The 20,999-nt window shown below is 42.4% G+C and carries 15 protein-coding genes; 10 read left to right on the top strand and 5 right to left on the bottom strand.

Going from position 1 to position 20,999, the window contains the following annotated elements:
* Positions 1-15 precede the first annotated feature (15 nt).
* Both proB and OIT90_RS05295 read left to right on the top strand, forming a co-directional pair.
* Positions 16-1,134 carry a glutamate 5-kinase gene (gene proB, locus OIT90_RS05300; protein ID WP_144464578.1) on the top strand — a complete coding sequence of 373 codons (1,119 nt, stop codon included), beginning with the start codon at positions 16-18 and terminating at the stop codon, positions 1,132-1,134.
* An 18-nt stretch (positions 1,135-1,152) separates the two neighbouring features.
* Entirely contained in the window at positions 1,153-2,421 is a 1,269-nt protein-coding gene (locus tag OIT90_RS05295) for a glutamate-5-semialdehyde dehydrogenase (RefSeq protein ID WP_474892333.1), read from the top strand.
* Between the two features lie 68 nt (positions 2,422-2,489).
* Here OIT90_RS05295 and OIT90_RS05290 read toward each other — a convergent pair whose 3' ends face one another.
* On the bottom strand, positions 2,490-3,053 hold the full coding sequence (locus tag OIT90_RS05290; RefSeq protein ID WP_474892332.1) for a GNAT family N-acetyltransferase: 564 nt from the start codon (positions 3,051-3,053) through the stop codon (positions 2,490-2,492).
* Between the two features lie 87 nt (positions 3,054-3,140).
* On the opposite strand from OIT90_RS05290, the gene OIT90_RS05285 reads away from it, so the two are divergent.
* On the top strand, positions 3,141-3,968 hold the full coding sequence (locus OIT90_RS05285; protein ID WP_474892331.1) for a MerR family transcriptional regulator: 828 nt from the start codon (positions 3,141-3,143) through the stop codon (positions 3,966-3,968).
* Positions 3,969-4,016: 48 nt separating this feature from the next.
* Here OIT90_RS05285 and OIT90_RS05280 read toward each other — a convergent pair whose 3' ends face one another.
* From OIT90_RS05280 to gltC, 3 genes are all read right to left on the bottom strand, one after another.
* The gene (locus tag OIT90_RS05280) at positions 4,017-5,846 is read right to left on the bottom strand and encodes an ABC transporter ATP-binding protein (protein WP_039179194.1); all 1,830 of its coding nucleotides are present in this window, start codon (positions 5,844-5,846) and stop codon (positions 4,017-4,019) included.
* Positions 5,839-7,575: an ABC transporter ATP-binding protein gene (locus OIT90_RS05275; protein WP_039179191.1), complete on the bottom strand. Its 1,737-nt coding sequence runs from the start codon at positions 7,573-7,575 to the stop codon at positions 5,839-5,841. The genes OIT90_RS05280 and OIT90_RS05275 overlap by 8 nt, the downstream gene beginning before the upstream one ends.
* 94 nt (positions 7,576-7,669) lie before the next feature.
* On the bottom strand, positions 7,670-8,572 hold the full coding sequence (gltC, locus tag OIT90_RS05270; protein WP_034280677.1) for a glutamate biosynthesis transcriptional regulator GltC: 903 nt from the start codon (positions 8,570-8,572) through the stop codon (positions 7,670-7,672).
* Between the two features lie 152 nt (positions 8,573-8,724).
* On the opposite strand from gltC, the gene gltB reads away from it, so the two are divergent.
* The 7 genes from gltB to OIT90_RS05235 all read left to right on the top strand — a co-directional run bounded on the left by gltB (position 8,725) and on the right by OIT90_RS05235 (position 20,367).
* Positions 8,725-13,296 (top strand): glutamate synthase large subunit, encoded by a 4,572-nt coding sequence (gene gltB / locus OIT90_RS05265; RefSeq protein ID WP_260773773.1) that lies wholly within the window; start codon positions 8,725-8,727, stop codon positions 13,294-13,296.
* A 16-nt stretch (positions 13,297-13,312) separates the two neighbouring features.
* Positions 13,313-14,797, top strand: coding sequence for a glutamate synthase small subunit (gene gltD, locus OIT90_RS05260; protein ID WP_039179183.1), 1,485 nt, complete (start codon positions 13,313-13,315; stop codon positions 14,795-14,797).
* A 176-nt stretch (positions 14,798-14,973) separates the two neighbouring features.
* A complete protein-coding gene (locus OIT90_RS05255; RefSeq protein WP_039179181.1) occupies positions 14,974-15,675 on the top strand; it encodes a DUF421 domain-containing protein in 702 nt (233 codons plus the stop codon).
* Positions 15,676-15,763: 88 nt separating this feature from the next.
* Positions 15,764-16,738 (top strand): pectinesterase family protein, encoded by a 975-nt coding sequence (locus OIT90_RS05250; RefSeq protein ID WP_474892330.1) that lies wholly within the window; start codon positions 15,764-15,766, stop codon positions 16,736-16,738.
* A gap of 126 nt (positions 16,739-16,864) precedes the next feature.
* On the top strand, positions 16,865-18,349 hold the full coding sequence (gene dacB, locus OIT90_RS05245) for a D-alanyl-D-alanine carboxypeptidase/D-alanyl-D-alanine endopeptidase (RefSeq protein ID WP_474892329.1): 1,485 nt from the start codon (positions 16,865-16,867) through the stop codon (positions 18,347-18,349).
* A gap of 25 nt (positions 18,350-18,374) precedes the next feature.
* Entirely contained in the window at positions 18,375-19,742 is a 1,368-nt protein-coding gene (locus OIT90_RS05240) for an MATE family efflux transporter (protein ID WP_058837890.1), read from the top strand.
* Between the two features lie 64 nt (positions 19,743-19,806).
* A complete protein-coding gene (locus OIT90_RS05235) occupies positions 19,807-20,367 on the top strand; it encodes a CatB-related O-acetyltransferase (RefSeq protein WP_260776044.1) in 561 nt (186 codons plus the stop codon).
* 20 nt (positions 20,368-20,387) lie between these two features.
* On the opposite strand, the gene OIT90_RS05230 is transcribed toward OIT90_RS05235, so the two are convergent.
* Positions 20,388-20,999: BclA C-terminal domain-containing protein (locus tag OIT90_RS05230; RefSeq protein ID WP_474892328.1), on the bottom strand; the 612-nt coding region annotated here is incomplete at its 5' end.

The raw sequence follows: 20,999 nt of genomic DNA, 5'->3' as shown, positions 1-20,999 counted from the left end.
TGCAGGAGTGATAAGGTGTACGCAAATAAAGAGAGAAAACGAATTGTTGTGAAAATCGGAAGCAGCTCTCTTACTAGCTTTCAAGGTGAGATTAGTTTAAAAAAACTAGAAAACCTCGTCAATCAAATTGTGAAACTGAAAGATGAAGGACACGAAGTCATTTTGGTTTCATCTGGTGCGGTTGCAGCTGGTTACCGAAAACTAGGATTTATCGATAGACCGAAAACACTGCCGGAAAAGCAGGCATCTGCCTCAATTGGGCAAGGGCTTCTAATGGAATCATATTCTACTTTATTTTTATCACACGGTTATATTGCCTCACAGCTCTTAATCACAAGAAGTGATTTTTCTGATGAAACGCGCTATCAAAATGTGCGCAACACAATGAATGTGTTATTAGATCGAGGCATCATCCCCATTATTAACGAAAATGATACAGTGACGATCAATCGGTTGAAGTTTGGAGACAACGATACATTGTCTGCAAAAGTAGCTGGCTTAATTGATGCGGATTTCCTTGCCATTTTATCTGATATTGATGGCTTGTATGAAGATAATCCTCATACAAATCCAAATGCAAAGAGAATTCTTGAAGTCACTGACATTACAGAAGACATCGAAGCAGCTGCTGGAGACGCAGGCAGCAGTGTAGGTACAGGCGGAATGAAATCAAAGCTCGATGCTTTTAAAATATCAATGGCCGCAGGTATCAATGGCTTTTTAGGAAAAGCAGATACGCCTCACATTTTAGACAAAGCGATCAATGGGACAGAGGACGGCACTTATTTTACCGCTGACGAAAATGTAGCGCCGCTGAACTATAAGAAGCAGTGGATTGCCTTTCATTCTGGACCAAAAGGTGAGATCGTGGTTCAAGAGAAAACACAGGAATTTCTCATGCACCGAGAGGGAAGTCTTGATTCTGATGGGATTGTCAGTGTGAAAGGTTCATTTAAAAAAGGCGATGTCGTCCGTATTTTAGATCAAGATGGAAGAGAAATAGGGCTTGGTATTGTGAATTATGCGTCAGATGAACTCGCACGTAAGAGTGACTTGTTACAAGATGAAATCGTTCATGTCGTCGATCTTGAAGCATTTGTTTGTCATTTAGATTTATCGATTCCAGTTTGTTAACCAAAAGGGAGGAATTCCATGACACTGACAGCTGAAGTTGTCACATCGGTCAAAGAAAAAGCGAAAAAAGCAAAGCACGTTTCAAAAAAACTAAGTTTACTTCAGACAGAGGAAAAGAATGACGCGCTGCTTAAAATGGCAGAAGCGTTAGAGCAAAAAAGCCGCTTCATTTTACAGGAGAATCAAAAAGATTTAAATGCTGGGAAAGAAAAGGGCTTCTCGGAGGCACTCTTAGATCGGTTAATGTTAAATGAAGAAAGAATTCATGAGTTTGCTGAAAGTTTGCGGCTTGTGACGAGATTAACAGATCCTGTTGGAGAAATATTGGATGAATGGACTCTTGATAACGGCTTACATGTGAAAAGCCGAAGAGTACCGCTCGGCGTGATCGGGATGATCTATGAAGCGAGACCGAACGTCACTGTCGATGCAGCAGGCCTTGCCTTAAAGGCAGGCAACTCAGTGATTTTAAAAGGCGGTTCCTCCGCTATTTCTTCCAACAAAGCCATTGTCAGTGTGATTCATGAAGCATTGGATCAAACAAAAATTCCTCGTGATGCGGTGCAATTGATTGAACAAACAGACCGTTCATCGGTTCAGGCGATGTTTCAACTTAAAGAATGGATCGATGTGTTAATTCCGCGAGGCGGCGCTTCTTTAATTAAAACAGTGGTGGAGGAATCCACTATTCCAGTGCTTGAAACAGGGACAGGAAACTGTCATGTCTTTATTGATCAAACCGCGAATGTGAAAAAAGCCATTGAGATTGTGATCAATGCGAAAACGAATCGTCCGGCTGTATGTAATGCACTTGAGACGCTGATTATTCATCGCGATTGGCTGAAAGAGAATGCAGCCTCATTAAATGAAGCTTTGCAGGAGCACCGTGTCACTGTACATGGAGATCAGGCAGCAGAGTCTTACTTTTCAGATGCGGTTCCTGCTGGGGAAGTAGATTGGACAGATGAGTATTTAAGTCTTGATCTTGCAGTGAAGGTAGTCGATTCAATCGAGGAAGCGATCAGCCATATCGATCAGTATGGCACAAAGCATTCAGAAGCCATCGTGACAGAAGATGAAAAACATGCACTCACGTTTCTAAACGAAGTCGATGCGGCGGCTGTTTATCATAACGCATCGACTCGCTTTACAGACGGCGGCGCACTTGGCTATGGAGCTGAAATCGGCATCTCTACTCAAAAACTCCACGCAAGAGGGCCAATGGGACTTCCTGCACTCACGACAACTAAGCTGCTTCTATGTGGCGACGGTCAGATTAGAAGATAGAGAAGATTCAAGAAACACTACCTTTTTATGAGGTAGTGTTTTTAACTTTATAATGCATGTTATCATCCTTATGAACCGTTTTTCTTCATCACCTTCTCAAATTTAAAAAATTCAAATTCCTCAGGTGCTAGAGTCTCATTGCCCTGATCTGCTTCACGAGGTGCGTTTGGGTCTGGATGGTGTAAGTGATAAAATTCAACAATTTGAAAACCGCACTTGTTGACATAGAAATGAATGTTGCGTTTTTCAAAATATGGGGTCACAACCTCCCATACAATTGTTTCTGGATATTGAGCCTCGATGGCTTTCCATGCTGCCTGACCAATGCCGCGGCCGTGAGAGGATGAGGAGATGTATAGCAAATCAACCGAGTTGTGATGTGTCTCTTGGTTGATTTTGATGACAACGCCGCCTGCCTTTTCACCATTTAGCATAATATGATAAACAATGTGTTCATTCGAATGAAAAGATTCATCAATCACTTCATCTGGTGGAATCGGTCCCTCCTGCGCATCGCCGAATGCATCGATCACGCCAGCTGTAAAAGCTTTCTGAAGATCTTTTTTCATAGAAGGGAAATCTTCTTTATTTGCATGTGCTAATGTCACTTCATGTTGAGTTATTTTGTTCATTTTCTTATCCTTTCCCTGCGTAATGGTGTTTCTGCATGTTATGATAAAGGATGGAGTAACTCCATAGTCAAGAAAGGAGCCTTCATCATGATCAATGATGTGCAAAAAACGTTTTTCACTGGAGAGTTTGCTAAGCTATTTGATGTAAAAAAAGATACGCTTCTGTATTATGATAAAATCGATTTATTTAAGCCGGCTGGTGTTCATGAAAATGGCTACCGTTACTATACACTTGAGCAATTTGACCATTTTATTGCGATTCAATCCTTGCGGGCTGTTCAATTTCCGATCAAAGAGTTAAAACAATATTTCACAGAACCTTCTCGCGAGAGATTGCAAAGCCTAGCGGCCGACCAAGTAGAAAAGGTCAAACAAGAGATTGAAAAGCTGCAAGATATCCAAGCTTTTCTTATGCGGGTGATCGAGACAACGCATGAATTATCAACTGTGAAAATAGGGGAGGTCCTGTTTCAAGAGCTGCCAGAAGAACCAGTCATACTAAGTGCATCAAACCCGATCGACTTAAATACACCTGTAGAAGAAATATCACGTATTGTAGGGGAATTTTTAAAGGAAGTTGGCATAAAAGGGGCTGCGGCAAATGGTTCTGTCTTAAAAAAAGAACAGTTTCGTAAGCGCCACTATCATCAGTCAGATCAACTGTTCTGCCGAATGGATGGACCGGGGGCAGTGAAAAAAACTGGCGGGATCTATGCGGTGATGTATGATCAAGGAACATATGATGAGATTGAGTCTGCTTATTCGCATTTATTAGATGAAATCGAGAAAGAGGGCATGTTGCTGGATGGAGATGTATTTGAGGAGTATTTACTTCATTCGCTCATGTCTAAAGATGAAGCAGAGTATATAACGAAGCTCAGTGTAAAAGTGAAGAAGCGAGCAGATAACAATTGAAAAGAGGGTAGACAGCATGTGACATGCGTGTTTACCCTCTTTTTGATGTTAACCAACTTGATTTTCGGCAAATTGACTCATATATAAATCTGCATAGAAGCCTTTTTGTTTTAAAAGTTCGCTGTGCGATCCTTTTTCAATGATGCTTCCATCCTTCATGACTAAAATGAGGTCTGCATCCTTAATTGTTGAAAGTCTGTGTGCAATCACGAAGCTCGTTCTGCCTTTCATCAATTCATTCATTGCTTTTTGAATATGCATCTCTGTCCGAGTATCCACACTGCTTGTTGCTTCATCTAATATCAAGATCTTTGGATCAGATAAAATGGCACGGGCAATGGTTAACAGCTGGCGCTGACCTTGTGACAGGTTGCCGGCATCTTCTGTTAACAGTGTGTCATATCCATCTGGAAGTGTACGGATGAAATCATCCGCATAGGCATGTTTGGCGGCTTTGATGACATCCTCTTTGGAAACGTGCTGCCTGCCGTAGGCAATGTTGTCGTAAATCGTTCCTTCAAAGAGCCACGTATCCTGAAGAACCATCGCAAATAATTCTCGTACTTGCTGACGGCTAAGATCAGTTGTTTTGACACCGCCAATGCGTATAGAGCCTTGATCTAATTCGTAAAAACGCATTAAAAGATTGATGATGGTTGTTTTTCCTGCGCCTGTTGGTCCGACAATGGCAACCGTTTGTCCTTCTTGCACATCTAAATTCAAATCTTTAATAATCGGCTGATCTTTTTCATATCCGAATTGAACTTGTTCAAAGCTCACATCACCTGAGAGTGATGCAAGATCAATTGCCGCATCTTCTTCGGTACTTTCTTCTTCTTCATCAAGGATTTCAAAGACCCTTTCAGCAGAAGCGATCGCTGATTGAACTAAGTTTGCGACGCTTGATGCTTGCACAAGCGGCTGAGACATTTGCTGTGTGTATTGGATAAACGCCTGCACATCCCCGACACGAATATTCCCGTTAATGACAAGAATCCCGCCGGCTACACTGACTGCCACATAGCCAAGGTTCCCGATAAAGGTCATCATTGGCATCATTAAACCAGAAATGAACTGCGCTTTCCTTGAAGATTCATACAGCTTTTCGTTTAATTGATCAAATGTATCGATCGCTTTCTTTTCGTAGCCATACGCACGGACTGTCTGATGACCTGTGAACATCTCATTAATATGTCCATTGATCGTCCCCAGCTCTTTTTGCTGCGCTTTAAAATGCTTTTGAGAAAATGACGTAATGCCGCGAATCGCAAACAGGCTGAGTGGCAGCGTCAAACAAACAAGCAGCGTAAGCAGCGGACTGATGAAGAGCATCATGACGACAATTCCAATCACTGTAATAACAGATGTAATCACTTGGGTGAGCGCCTGCTGAAGCGATGTATTAATATTATCGATATCATTCATCACACGGCTTAGCGTGTCCCCGTGGGTTGTTTTATCAAAATAACGAAGGGGGAGACGTGTGAGCTTGTCATTTGCTTCTTGGCGTAATTCAGCAATGGTCTGTTGAGAGACACCGGCCATGACATATTGCTGAACGAATGAAAAGAGAGAAGCAACGACGTACAGGACGACAAGCAGCAAAAGTATTCGTGAAATGACATCAAATTGAACAGCTGTTCCATTCGTAAAGCTGTCAAATAGGGAAGAGGTGGCATCCCCAAGCAGCTTTGGACTAATGACATTAAAGACAGTTGAACCAATTGCTGCAATAAAGACGATGATCAGCTGAAATTTTCTTGGTTTTAAATAGCTTGTCAACCGAAGCAGTGTTTTCTTAAATTCCTTCGGTTTTGCGACTGGCCCTTTAGGGTGGGCGCCTTTATGGCCCATGCCGGAAGACATTTTCTTACTCATCCTCGCTCACCTCCTGACCTTCCTGTGATGCGACAATTTCTTGGTACACAAGATTATCCTTTATTAATTGTTCGTGTGTTCCGATACCTGCGATTTTCCCTTCATCAAGTACAATGATTTTATCACTATGCTTCACTGTACTGATTCGTTGAGCGACAATGATGAGGGCTGCATGTGCTTTTTCTGCTTCTAATGATGCCCGCAGCTTTGCATCTGTTTTGTAATCAAGTGCTGAAAAGCTATCGTCAAACAAATAGAATGATGGTTTTCGCACTAGCGCCCTTGCAATGGAAAGCCGCTGCTTTTGGCCGCCCGATAGATTGGAACCACCCTGATCAATTTCTGCATCAATTCTGCCATCTTTTTGCAAAACAAATTCCTCGGCCTGCGCAGTTCGCAGCGCCTGCCAGACGTCTTCATCGCTTGCATCCTGATTGCCAAAGCGCACATTCTCGGCAATGGTTCCGCTGAATAAAACAGCTTTTTGCGAGACATAGCCCATCTGGTTTCTCAGTTTCTCCTGTGGCAGCTCTCTAATGTCTACACCATCTAGTGTAATCCGGCCTTCTGTCACTTCATAAAAGCGCGTCATCAGCTGGAGAAGGGTAGTTTTCCCAGAACCCGTACTTCCGATAATGGCTGTTGTTTCGCCAGTTTTGGCTTCAAACGTGATGTTTTGAACGGCCGGTTTCTCTGCATTTGAGTAATAAAATGACACATCCTCAAAGCGAATGGATTGCGCGGGCTCGTGAAGCTCAGTCATAGACACTTCTTTGTCTTTAATCTTTGGTTCCATGTTTAACACTTCATTCATACGTTTAGCTGATGCTTGTGCTCTTGGAACCATAATAAAGCTCATCGACAGCATAATCAGTGCCATTAAAATCATCATCGCATATTGAATGAAGGCAATGAGATTCCCAACTTCCATTTCTCCGGCATCAATTCGGTTTGCCCCGAGCCAGACAATACCGATATTCGTGAAGTTCATGATGATCAGCATAAATGGAAACAAGTAAGCCATTAATCGGTTGACTCTAAGGCCAGTATCCTTATAGGACGTGTTAGCTTCTTGGAATCGCTCCTTTTCATCATCCACACGGTTAAATGCACGAATGACCCGGATGCCTGAAAGAGATTCTCGCATAATTAAATTCAGCCGGTCTGTTTTTTTCTGAAGCTGGCCAAATAGCGGAATGGCTTTTCTTGACACCAAATAAATAAATCCGCCAAGAAGGGGGAGGGCTGCTAAAAAGATAAGAGACAGGACAGCATCCCTGGAAACAGCCAAAATGATTCCGCCCACAAGCATAAGCGGGGCCCGCGTCATCATTTGTAAAATCATGATCGTCACATCTTGGACTTGTTTCACATCATTTGTTGATCTTGTAATAAAGGAAGACGTGCCGATCTTTTGAAATTCCTCTAATGAAAATTGTTCGACATGTACAAACAGCTGTCTTCTCATATCACGGCCGAAGCCAAGTGCTGTCTTTGATGACAAGTAAGACTTCCAAATGGTGAGCAAAATGGCGAGTAAAGAACAAGCCACCATCCAGCCGCCAACCTTCCATATGTAAGCAATATCTCCCTGGACAATACCGACATCGACGATATCAGCTGTTAACGTCGGTAAATATAGCTGGAGCATACTGCTTAAAAAGGTGAGAATAACAATGGACACAACGGACAGCCGATACGGCTTTAAAAATGATAAAATTGATCTCATACAAATACCTTTCTTCCATATAGTCTTTTGTTCTGTAACCCATCATATACAAAGAGGGATTATTTCTACAAATGAAATGTCTTGTTTTAGTGAATTATTTATATTGTTCAATTTTAGAAAAGAAATCCTTCACAAACACATAAAAATCATGGGCAGAAGGAGACATTTCTCGCGTTTTAGATGCAATAATGCCAACCGTTCTTCTCACTTGAGGAAAATCGATCGGAATTTTCACTGTAAATCGCGGTGTTGTTTCATAAAAGGCACTTTCGGGTAATAAGGTAACGCCCATACCTGCCGATACGAGGCCTTTAATGGCATCCAAATCTTCTCCTTCAGATGAAATGGTAGGCTCATAGCCTGCCTGCTTGCAAGCATCAACCGCAATTTGTCTCAGCACATACCCTTCAGGAAATAACACGAAATGATCCTTTCTTAAATCACTTAAATGAATGCTCCTTTGTCCGCTAAAGGGGTGGCTAACCGGTAAAAGGGCATAAATGCTTTCAGAAAACAAAATATTTCCTTCTATTTGAGAATCGTTTGTCGGTACAGGTCCTAAGAAGGCAAGATCGATATCACGATTTTTAACGGCTTCAATGAGAAACTTATAGGATCCTTGACGAAGTAAAAAATCGACCTCTGGATATTCCTGCTTAAAAGCGGAGATGACAGAAGGGAGCACTTGGCTTGCTAGACTTGTAGGAAAGCCAATATTCACCGTCCCTTTGTGGGGATCTAAGTATTCATCAATTTGCTCTTTTGCGTAATCAATGGCTTTGAGTGCAGTTCTGACATGATCTAAAAATTGTCTGCCGATCTTCGTTAATTTGATATTTCGTCCTTCTCGTTCGAATAAGGCCACTCCAAGTTCTTCTTCTAAATTCGCAATCTGCCGGCTGATGGCAGATTGGGCAACATGTAAGTTTTCAGCCGCTTCTGACACGTGTTCACGGTCTGCGACTTCTACAAAATAACGTAATTGACGAAGCTCCATTTTTGCACTTCACACCCATCTATCTCAAAAAGAGATTGTTTTGATCTAAATTATATATTGTTTATATCAATTTGAAAACTTAAAATAAGTTACAGAGTTTGTGAGATTTTATTACTGTGAAAAACGGATCTTTTAAACGGGGGAGAGAAACGATGACTTATAATCAACTACCACAACCACAAGGTCTCTACCGTCCTGAATTTGAACATGATGCATGTGGAATCGGACTGTACGCCCATTTAAAAGGGGAGGCGACACATAGCATCGTCAAAAAGGGATTACAAATGCTGTGCCAGCTTGATCACCGCGGCGGGCAAGGCAGTGATCCGTATACAGGTGATGGTGCCGGTTTAATGGTACAGCTGCCAGACGCTTTCTTTAGAAAGAACTGCAAAGAATTTGCACTTCCAGAAAAGGGCCGTTACGGGGTAGGAATGGTCTTCTTTTCAAAAGATGATGACGAAAAAACGCGTCAAGCCATCGAACAGAAAATCAACGGGTTCATTAAACAGGAAGGCCAAACATTAATTGGCTGGAGAACGGTTCCTGTCGATGCTGGGAAAATTGGTACTGTCGCAGCGAAGAGCTGTCCGGTTGTGAGGCAGGTCTTTATCGGAGCAAACGACAACATCACAGATCGTTTGTCATTTGAAAGAAAATTATATGTCATCCGTAAACAGGCTGAGAACTGGGGAACAAAAGAGGAAAAACAATTTTACTTTGTCAGCCTGTCGAGTCAAACCATCGTATATAAGGGGCTTTTAACATCAGATCAAGTCGATGCTTTTTATCTTGATCTACAGGATGAAACATTTGTTTCTGCATTTTCACTTGTTCATTCAAGATTTAGTACAAATACATTTCCTACATGGGAAAGAGCCCATCCAAACCGTTACTTAATTCACAACGGAGAAATCAACACATTAAGAGGAAACATCAATTGGATGAGAGCAAGAGAACAACAATTCGTATCTGAAGCCTTCGGAGACGATTTAGACAAGATTTTGCCAGTGCTGAATGCAGACGGAAGTGATTCATCCATTTTAGACAATGCCTTTGAATTCTTTGTGCTTGCAGGCCGTACACCTGCTCATACAGCGATGATGCTGATTCCTGAGCCTTGGACGGAAAACACGCACATGTCGAAAGAGAAACGGGCATTTTATGAATACCATAGTTCTCTCATGGAGCCATGGGATGGACCAACAGCGATTTCCTTTACGGACGGTAAACAAATCGGGGCCATCTTAGACCGAAACGGATTAAGACCGGCTAGATACTATGTCACGAATGATGATCATATCATTTTCTCTTCTGAGGTCGGCGTGATTGACACAAATGAAGAAGATGTGAAGTATAAAGATCGTCTTGAGCCTGGCAAAATGCTGCTCATTGATTTAGAAGAAGGACGAATTATTTCTGACGAAGAAGTGAAATCGACCATTGCGAATGAACTTCCTTATCAAAAATGGCTCGATGAAGAAATGGTCCACGTCAATCGCTCGGAAGAAAATTCAGAAAATTCTAGTATAATGGATGATTTGTTGACGCGTCAGCGTGCGTTCCATTATACGTACGAAGACATTCAAAAGTATTTAATTCCTTTACTAGAGGAAGGAAAGGACCCAATTGGTTCAATGGGAAGTGACACACCGCTTGCTGTGTTATCAGATCGTGCGCAGTCTCTGTTTTCTTATTTTAAGCAGTTGTTCGCACAAGTCACGAACCCGCCGATTGATGCCATTCGTGAGCAGCTCGTGACATCAACCATGACTTGGTTAGGTGCCGAAGGCGATATTTTACATCCGAATGAATATTCATGCCGAAGAATTAAACTTTATACTCCGGTCTTAACGAGCGGCCAATTTAACGGCTTGAAAACGATTGTTCATAATGCCTTTAAAAGCAAAACAATTCATACACTTTTCACCGATGATTTAAAGCGCGGGCTGGATGCGATGTTTGAAGAGGCGGAAAAAGCGATTAGAGAAGGTGTCTCTTTATTAATCCTTTCAGATCGTGAAATGACAGAACAAAAAGTACCGATTCCACCAATTCTTGCGCTAAGTGCACTTCATCAGCACCTTGTGCGTCAAGGTCTGCGGACAAAGGTCAGTCTGATCGTTGAATCTGGAGAGGTGAGAGAGGTTCATCATTTTGCCGCACTGATTGGCTATGGGGCAGATGCGATCCATCCTTACCTTGTCTATGAAACGTACAAACAGCTGATTGCAGACGAAGCGATTTCGATCAGCTTTGATGAAGCTGTTACAAAGTTTGGTAAAAGCGTGACAGAAGGTGTCGTCAAAGTCATGTCCAAAGTGGGGATTTCCACTGTGCAAAGCTATAGAGGCGCGCAAATCTTTGAAGCAGTCGGGATTAGTGAAGACGTCATTCAAGAGTATTTCACAGGAACAGCTTCTCAGCTTGGCGGGATTGATCTTGACACCATTGCTCATGAGGCAAAACTTCGTCATGAAGCAGGGTACCAAGCAGCAACTGACCAGACACTTGAATCAGGCAGTGAATTCCAGTGGAGAAAAAATGGAGAGCACCATGCCTTTAATCCAAAAACGATCCATACGCTCCAGTGGGCATGCCGTAATGAAGATTACGACCTATTTAAACAATATACAAAGGCAGCGGATGAAGAAAGAATCGGCTTCCTCAGAAATTTGTTTGCATTTCAGCCAAAACAAAAGCCGGTTCGTCTGGAAGAGGTTGAATCTGCTGAATCCATCGTGCGCCGCTTTAAGACAGGTGCCATGTCATTTGGATCTTTAAGTAAAGAAGCGCATGAGGCACTTGCGATTGCGATGAATCGAATTGGCGGTAAAAGTAACAGCGGAGAAGGCGGAGAAGATCCTGCCCGCTTTACAGTAGATGAACACGGTGATGATCGCAGAAGCGCCATTAAACAAATCGCTTCTGGCCGATTTGGTGTGAAAAGTCATTACTTAGTCAATGCAGATGAATTGCAAATTAAAATGGCGCAAGGGGCAAAGCCGGGAGAAGGCGGACAGCTTCCAGGAAATAAAGTGTATCCTTGGGTGGCCGATGTACGTGGTTCTACGCCAGGTGTCGGATTAATTTCACCACCGCCGCATCATGATATTTATTCCATCGAGGATTTGGCACAGCTGATTCATGATTTGAAAAACGCAAACCGTGATGCACGCATCAGTGTCAAGCTTGTATCTAAAGCAGGCGTTGGCACGATCGCAGCAGGTGTAGCAAAAGGAACTGCAGACGTCATTGTCATTAGCGGCTATGACGGCGGTACAGGAGCTTCACCGAAAACGAGTATTAAACACACAGGACTTCCATGGGAGCTTGGATTGGCAGAGGCGCATCAAACCCTTGTGCTAAACGGTCTTCGTGAGAGAGTTGTTCTTGAAACGGACGGAAAGTTAATGACTGGCCGCGATGTTGTCATGGCTGCGATTTTAGGAGCAGAAGAGTATGGCTTTGCGACAGCTCCACTTGTCGTGCTGGGCTGCGTAATGATGAGAGCATGTCATTTAGATACTTGCCCGGTCGGTGTTGCCACACAAAATCCAGAGCTTCGCAAAAAATTCATGGGTAACCCTGATCACATTGTGAACTTCATGATGTTTATTGCAGAAGAAGTAAGAGAAATCTTAGCTGAACTCGGCTTTACATCAATGGATGAATTAATTGGTCGCACGGACGTCTTAGCGGTCAGTGAACGAGCAAAAGCTCACTGGAAAGCAGGGCAGCTAAACCTTGAAACACTGCTTTATCAGCCAGAAGGAGCGCGGACATTCAGAACACCGCAAAATCATAAAATTGATGAATCGCTGGATATGAATGAAATCCTTCCTTATGTACAAGAAGCGCTGAATCATCAAACACCAGTTGATCTATCATTGAACATTCGCAATATCAACCGTGTGGCCGGAACCATCACTGGCAGTGAAGTATCTAAGCGCTACGGGGAAGAGGGCTTGCCAGAGGATACCATCACACTAAGATTCACTGGTTCAGCTGGACAAAGCTTTGGCGCATTTGTGCCAAAGGGTATGTCTCTCTATTTAACAGGTGATTCAAATGACTATATCGGCAAAGGACTCTCAGGAGGCAAAATTGCTGTTAAAACGTCTGATCATTTTCTACAAAATGGACATGAAAACGTCATTGTAGGAAACGTCGCATTTTACGGTGCAACTAGCGGAAAAGCTTATATTAACGGACGTGCTGGTGAACGATTTGCTGTTCGTAATTCAGGTGTACATGTGGTTGTTGAAGGAATCGGAGATCACGGCTGTGAATACATGACTGGCGGACGTGTCGTCATTTTAGGAGACGTTGGGAAAAACTTTGGTGCAGGTATGTCTGGTGGTGTGGCTTACATCCATACATCGGATGCCAAACAGTTCAAAAGAATGTGCAACATGGAAATGATCATGTTTGAAAAGCTCACAGATCATGAAGAAGAACAAGAAGTGAAGCAAATGATCAAGGAACACCTTGATTATACAAACAGCTCAAAAGCAGCAGCACTTCTTGAAAACTGGGAGCAAGAAAAGGATCAATTTATCAAAGTCATTCCGAGAAATTACAAAATGATGCTTCAAAGCATTGAAGAACAAAAACAAGCGGGCCTCAGTCATGAAGAAGCGGTGATGTTTGCCTTTGAAGCAAATACAAAACCGAAAAATCAAGAAACGGCAAACGGGCAAAAAGCAGCCCTCGCTCATTAAGAAAGGGGAGAGGACAATGGGCAAAGCAACAGGTTTTATGGAATATAAAAGAGAAAAGCCAAATGAACGTGACCCTCTCACTCGTCAAAATGACTGGAAAGAATATTCAGCTCCTTATACAGATGACGTATTGAAGAAACAGGGCGCTAGATGTATGGATTGCGGAACACCGTTTTGTCAAATTGGTATGGAGATCAGGGGCGGCGTGTCTGGCTGCCCGATCTACAATTTAATTCCAGAGTGGAATGACCTGGTCTATCGCGGAAGATGGAAAGAAGCGCTCGAAAGACTGCAAAAAACAAATAATTTCCCTGAGTTTACTGGGAGAGTATGTCCTGCGCCTTGTGAAGGTTCATGTACAGTCGCTATTAATGATCCAGCTGTTTCGATTAAAAATATCGAACGCACGATCATTGATAAAGGTTTTGAAAATGGATGGATCACGCCAAGAATCCCTTCAAGCCGTACAGGGAAGAAAATTGCCATTGTCGGCTCAGGACCAGCAGGACTTGCAAGTGCTGATCAATTAAACCAAGCAGGACACGCTGTTACAGTGTTCGAGCGTTCTGACCGCCTTGGCGGACTGCTGACTTACGGGATTCCAAATATGAAGCTCGACAAAGAAGTGGTCGAGCGAAGAGTCAAACTGCTAAGACAAGAAGGCATTGACTTTGTGACAAACACAGAAATCGGCGTGGATATCACTGCCGACGAACTGAAAGAGCAGTTTGATGCGGTTATCCTTTGTACAGGTGCACAAAAGCAGCGTGACCTGTTAATTGAAGGCAGGGAAGCAAAAGGGATTCACCTTGCAATGGATTATTTAACACTCGCAACGAAAAGCATGCTTGATTCAGGATTCAAAGACAAAAACTTCATTGATGCAAAAGGAAAAGACGTGATTGTGATTGGCGGAGGAGATACAGGCGCTGACTGCGTCGCAACTGCACTTCGCCAAAAAGCAAAAAGTGTTGTTCAATTCGGGAAGCATCCAAAGCTTCCGGATACACGTGTAGGGGATAACATGTGGCCAGAACAGCCTTATGTCTTCTCACTGGATTATGCTTATGAAGAAGCACAAGCAAAATTCGGAGAAGATCCGCGTCAATATTCAATTCAAACCACAAAAATTGTGGCAGATAAAAATGGGAAATTAAAAGAGCTTCATACCATTCAAATGGAAAAGGTGAAAAACGAACAAGGGAAGTTTGAATTTCATGAGATTCCAGGGACAGAGAAGGTATGGCCTGCTCAGCTCGTCTTTATTGCAATTGGTTTTGAGGGAACTGAACAGCCGCTTGTGAAACACTTTGGCGTGGACAGCAAAAACAATCGCATTGACGCAAAGTATGGGGAATATACAACAAATGTAGAAGGCGTATTTGCAGCGGGAGATGCAAGACGCGGGCAAAGCTTGATTGTCTGGGCAATTAATGAAGGCAGACAAGTGGCGCACGAGGTAGACCGTTATTTAATGGGGAGTTCGGTTCTGCCAAAATAGGTCAAACAAAGGGTGTTACAATATAAAGAAAAGCCATGACCGAAGTGTGGTCATGGCTTTTTATGTATTGGAGATAGAGATGAAGAATGATGCATTGATGGAAATGACGAACACGTTTAGATCCCTCCTTTCATGTATATGCTGTTATAAATGCAGTAAGAAAGGAAGGAACTTTTGTGCCGTTCGTTAATATTTTGACTGAACTCTTCATTGGATTTTTTGCTTTATTTTTAATTACAAAATTATTAGGAAAAACACAATTTGCACAAATCACACCGTTTGATTTCATTTCTGCACTTATTTTAGGCGAAATGGTCGGAAACGCCATTTTTGACCCAGAAGTCAAGATTCAGCACATTTTATTTGCTGTTGCGGTATGGGGCGTTCTCATTTATACAGTTGAATGGCTTTCACAGCGCTTTAAGTCCATTCGTGCGTTTTTAGAAGGAAGACCTACGCTTGTGATTGATAAGGGGAAAATTCACTACAACCGGTTGAAGAGGAATATGCTTGATATCAATCAGCTGCAGACACTGGTTCGCGCAAAAGGCCATTTTGCCCTGAATGAAATTGAATATGCCATACTGGAAACTGACGGATCTGTCAGTGTTCTTCCAAAAATGAAATACGCACCAGCCACAGCAGAAGATGTGAACGTGAAGGGAAAAGAAGTCAAATTGCCTAGAACGTTTATTATTGACGGCGAAATTTTAAAAGATGATTTACAAGAAGCTGGCTTTGATGAATCCTGGCTGAGTGATCAATTAAAAAAGCAGCATATTTCCTCTTATCGAGACGTTCTCTTTTGTGAATGGATTGAAAATGAAGGAATTTATGCAATGCAATATGAAAAATCTAAAAAAACATCCACAACATAAAAACGTGGGTGTTTTTTTGCGCGTGTATGGAATAGGATCAAAAAGAATGTTTGATGAAAACGTTCACAAAATGAGGAGGAGATATGTGATGAAATATAGAAACGTATGGATTATCATGGTCTTGTCTCTATTTCTTTATGACCCAGTTTCACTTCAAGCAGCAGAAGCAGGGCATAACCGCGTCCTTGTCGTTGATCAAAAGGGAAGCGGGGCATACCGCACCGTTCAGTCTGCCATTGATGCGATTCCAGCAAACAATCAACAGCGGGCAACGATCTATATTAAAAATGGCGTATATAGAGAAAAAATTTTGCTTCCGCAAAATAAACCACACGTATCTTTTGTCGGAGAAGATCAGCACAAGACGATCCTTACGTATGATGACACAAATGCAAGCACTGGGAGTACAACCAATAGCTCAAGCACAATGATTCGTGCAAACGATTTTTATGCAGAAAATATTACCTTCCAAAATACAGCTGGCAGACATGCTGGTCAGGCGGTGGCGCTGTATGTGTCTGGCGACCGGGCTGTGTTCAAACAAATACGTGTGTTAGGCTATCAAGATACACTTTATGCAACAGGCACAGGGCGGCAATATTATGAAAACTGCTATATCGAGGGCACGGTCGATTTTATTTTTGGATCAGCCACGGCTGTGTTTAAAAGAGCTGAAATAAAAAGCCTTGGAAATGGGTATATTACTGCAGCATCCACAACAGAAGCACAAAGGTACGGCTACGTATTCATAGATGCTACGTTGAAAAAGGGAACGGCAGCTGCGCAATCGGTTTATTTAGGACGTCCGTGGAGACCTTATTCGGCTGTGACATTCCTCCATACAAAAATGGATGACCATATAAAAGCAGAGGGATGGCATAACTGGGATAACCGTGACAACGAAAGAACGGCCAGGTATAAAGAATTTGGATCGACAGGAGCAGGGAGCAGTCCAGCAAACCGCGTAAAATGGTCAACTATTTTAACCAATAACGAAGCAAGTCAGATCACGGTTCAAGCAGTTCTTGGAGGAGCCGATGGTTGGAATCCAGAAAAGAGGTAAAGGGCTTGTCAGTTTTCGTCAAAGAAAGCTGACTTTTCTGTTTAAAAAACCTTTGAGAACAAACGTTCTTTTGTGTATAATGAACATATTCTTCTAAATTTGGCGGCTACAATAAGGAGGGATTACGTGAAGCGTTTTTCACAGCTCATGTTTTTACAAATATGTATCCTGTCGATTTTATTTCTTCCTTTTTCAGCGAAAGATGAACAGCTCACAGCTCGTGACGATTCACTGGCTTGGATGACCGCTTTAGACGAACTCATACGAACAGCACCTGATTTAGAGGGCGCGATCTCTGGCATCAGCGTCCGCGATACTTCTGACAACTCTCTTCTTTATGAACATCAAGCCGATATTCGTCTTACTCCTGCTTCTAATATGAAACTGCTCACATCAGCCATCGCACTTGATATACTTGGAGAAACACACACATTCCCTACAGACATCTGGATGGATGGTTCCATTCAAAAGAAAACGTTACATGGCAGCCTTTATCTTCGCGGCACCGGCGATCCGACTTTATTAGAGAAGGATTTTGCAGCACTTGCCAAACAAGTCAAAAAGGCCGGAATACATAGCATTCGCGGACAGCTTGCAGCAGATGACACTTGGTTTGATGACACGAGATACTCCATTGATCTGCCTTGGAGTGATGAGGATCAATATTACGGGGCACAAATTTCTGCTCTCACGGCTTCACCGAATCAAGATTATGATGCAGGGACCGTGATTCTCGAAGTAAAACCAGGAAAAAAAGCAGGACAGAAAGCCGAGTATGAGATGATCCCGAAGACGGATGTCGCTCAAGTCATCAATCAAGTGAAAACAGTTCCAGAAGGCGGAAAAAAGAAAATCTCTTTTAAGCGCTCTCACGGAACCAACAAGATTACGTTGACTGGGACCATTCCGGTTAAAGCAAGCTCATCTAAACAATGGGTCGCTTTATGGGATCCGGCCGCCTATGCTTTAGACTTATTGAAACGAGCGTTAAAGGCGGAAGGCATTCAAGTAAAAGGACCACTGAAAGCAAAACAAGTTCCTAAAAAAGCCAAAAAAATCGCCTCCCATACATCGATGCCATTATCAGAGCTGCTCGTTCCTATGATGAAATTAAGCAACAATACACATGCAGAAATTTTGCTAAAGGAACTAGGCAAAAAAGTGAAGAACAAAGGGAGCTTTGAAGCTGGGCTGGACGTCATGAATGAACGGCTTCCTGCGTTTGGCATCGATCCTTCGCTTGCAGTTTTGCGTGACGGCTCGGGGATATCACCTATTAACCTTGTCTCTGCTAACCAGTTCACTTTATTTTTGACAAACATTCAAAAGGAAAAATGGTTTAAAACCTATGAACATGCGCTCCCTTTAGCAGGGGCGAGTGAACGAATGGTGGGGGGCACGTTAAGGAACAGATTGAAAGAACCAGTTACGCTAGAAAAAGTACGTGCAAAAACAGGGTCGTTAACAACGGTCAGCACACTTTCTGGATATATTGACACGCAGGGCGGAAAAACGCTCACTTTTTCCATCTTGTTAAATCACCTTGTTGATGACGAAAAAGGGAAAGAGATAGAAGACCGTATTGTCAGCATATTAGCTGAGAACCTTTAGATTTAGAGAGAGAAGGAGAACCATCATGACGTTAGATAACAATCAATCTTTAGTAAAAACCATGTCCATTTTTCTCATCCCGCTTTTGCTAAGCAATATTTTGCAATCGATCGGACAGTTAGTGTCCATTGTTCTTGTCGGAAGATGGATTGGAGAGGATGCAGTAGCTGCCATTTCTGCATTCTTTCCGCTTTTCTTTTTGCTCGTTTCTTTTTCCATTGGAATTGGATCGGGAAGCTCGATCCTTATTGGACAGGCGTATGGAGCAAAAAATGAACAGAAATTAAAAGAAATCATTGGCACAACGCTTTCATTCACTTTTTTGATTGGCGTATCTTTAGCGATCATTGGAGGTTTTTTCGCAACAGACATCTTAAACCTCATGGGAACACCTGCTAATATCGTGGAGGAAAGTGCGGCTTACGCCAGAATTTTATTCATCTCAATGCCGATCTTATTTCTTTATTTTGTTTATACAACATTCTTGCGGGGAACAGGGGATTCGAAAACACCTTTTTATTTCTTAATGATTAGTACCTTAACAAATATTCTGATGCTGCCCATTTTATTATTTGGCTGGCTGGGACTGCCGGCGTTCGGCTTATATGGCGCTGCGTATGCTTCAGTGATTTCAACAATTGTGACGTTTATCATTCTACATATCTACTTATATAAGACAAAACATCCGCTTCGTATTGATGCATCGGTGAGAAAGCATTTATTGATGAAAGGGGATCTATTAAAAACGTTATTAAAGTTAAGTATCCCTTCTAGTATTAATATGATTCTCATTTCTTTATCAGAAATTGCTGTCATTTCTTTTGTCAACGATTATGGATCACAGGCGACCGCCGCCTACGGCGTTGTCAATCAAGTCGTGAGTTATGTGCAGATGCCGGCAGTGAGTCTTGGCATTGCGGTCTCAATCTTTGCAGCACAATTCATTGGTGCAGGGAATATGAATCGACTGAAAGATGTCATTAAAATTGGGTTAGGACTTAACTTCGCCATAGGCGGATGTATCATTATTTTCGTTTATATTTTTGCACCGCAGATTTTATCTATCTTTTTAACAGATCCTAAGACGATTGACATTGCCTATAGTTTGGTTGTCATTACACTATGGAGCTATCTCATTTTTGGAACGGCCCAAATTGTTGCAGCCACAATGAGAGCAAGCGGGACAGTTCTTTGGCCGACGATCTTTAGTATTTGTTCCATTTGGCTTGTAGAAGTACCAGTCGCCTATGTGCTATCACACTATACATCCCTTGGCATTAAGGGAATATGGATTGGCTACCCTGCTGCGTTCTTTGTGAACTTACTCCTCCAATACAGCTACTATCAGCTCGTATGGAAGAAAAAACAAATTGTAGCGCTTGTTCAATCATAATGTGAAGGCGTAAAGCAGCATATACATACGAAGATCTATCACTTTTAAGGAGGCTGGATCTTCTATGTTTTTAAATCAAAGAAGTGAACTAAGCTCGTACAATATCGGTGACTTTTCTTATGCCGGACCAGATTTCCAAGTGCTGACATGGGGAGAAGGAACGACATTACATATTGGGAAGTTTTGTTCCATAGCAAACGAAGTGAAAATTTTTTTAGGCGGGGAACACCGTACAGATTGGATCACTACGTATCCATTTAATCAAATTTTCAAAGAAGCTGCCCACATTAAAGGACATCCCAAATCGAAGGGAGATGTTCATATTGGACATGACGTATGGATTGGATATGGTGCGACGATTATGTCAGGAGTATGTATAGGAAACGGGGCCGTGATCGGAGCAAATAGTGTGATCACAAAAGATGTGCCGCCATATGCAATTGCTGCCGGAAATCCTCAGAAGCTCATGAAATATCGATTTTCATCCGAAATAATCGAAAAACTGCAGTTATTAGAATGGTGGAATTTAGAGTTTTCAATCATCCAATCTGTTTTTCACCTTTTGCAATCTGATGATATTGAACAGTGTATAAATGTAATAGAAGACATAAAAAAGAAAGGCTGAAAAAGCCTTTCTTTTTTCGTTTAGCTTAGCCGTATAATGGTCAAGGCTGCTCCTGCAGCACCGCCCCCGCCAACTAAAATAGCTGTGACAACTGCCCCAAAAAACTGCAGTGAAATGGTGCTTCCAGCTGTTAAATTAACAATAACAGTGTTGTTGATAAATGAAGTTGAGATAACAGGTGATTGAACAGAACCAGAAATAGTAGTTGCTCCATTTAAAAGCAAACGTGTACTAATCAAAAGAGCTGTAGTGGTGTTGACTTGATACGTAATATAATATTTACCAGTTTGCAGAACGGTAAAAACAGTACTTGTGCCGTTTGCCGTAAAACCAGTGATGTTTTGAAAGTTTGGCAGAGGAATATTCGTTCCACCGGCTACAGTAACAATGGTAGGTCCAGAACTATTAGCAGCATAAAGTGCAATATCTGTAAAACCACCTGTTCCAGTTGCCCCAGTGACACCAGTAACACCTGTCACGCCAGTAGGACCAGTTGCACCTGTAATGCCTGTGGCGCCGGTAGCTCCAGTAGCTCCGGTGATACCCGTGACGCCGGTAGGTCCAGTGGCTCCGGTGATACCTGTGGCACCGGTAGGCCCAGTAGCTCCAGTAATACCAGTGGCACCGGTAGC

The sequence above is a fragment of the Bacillus sp. ABR genome (assembly GCF_056172715.1).
This window is presented reverse-complemented; position numbering and strand designations above follow the sequence as displayed.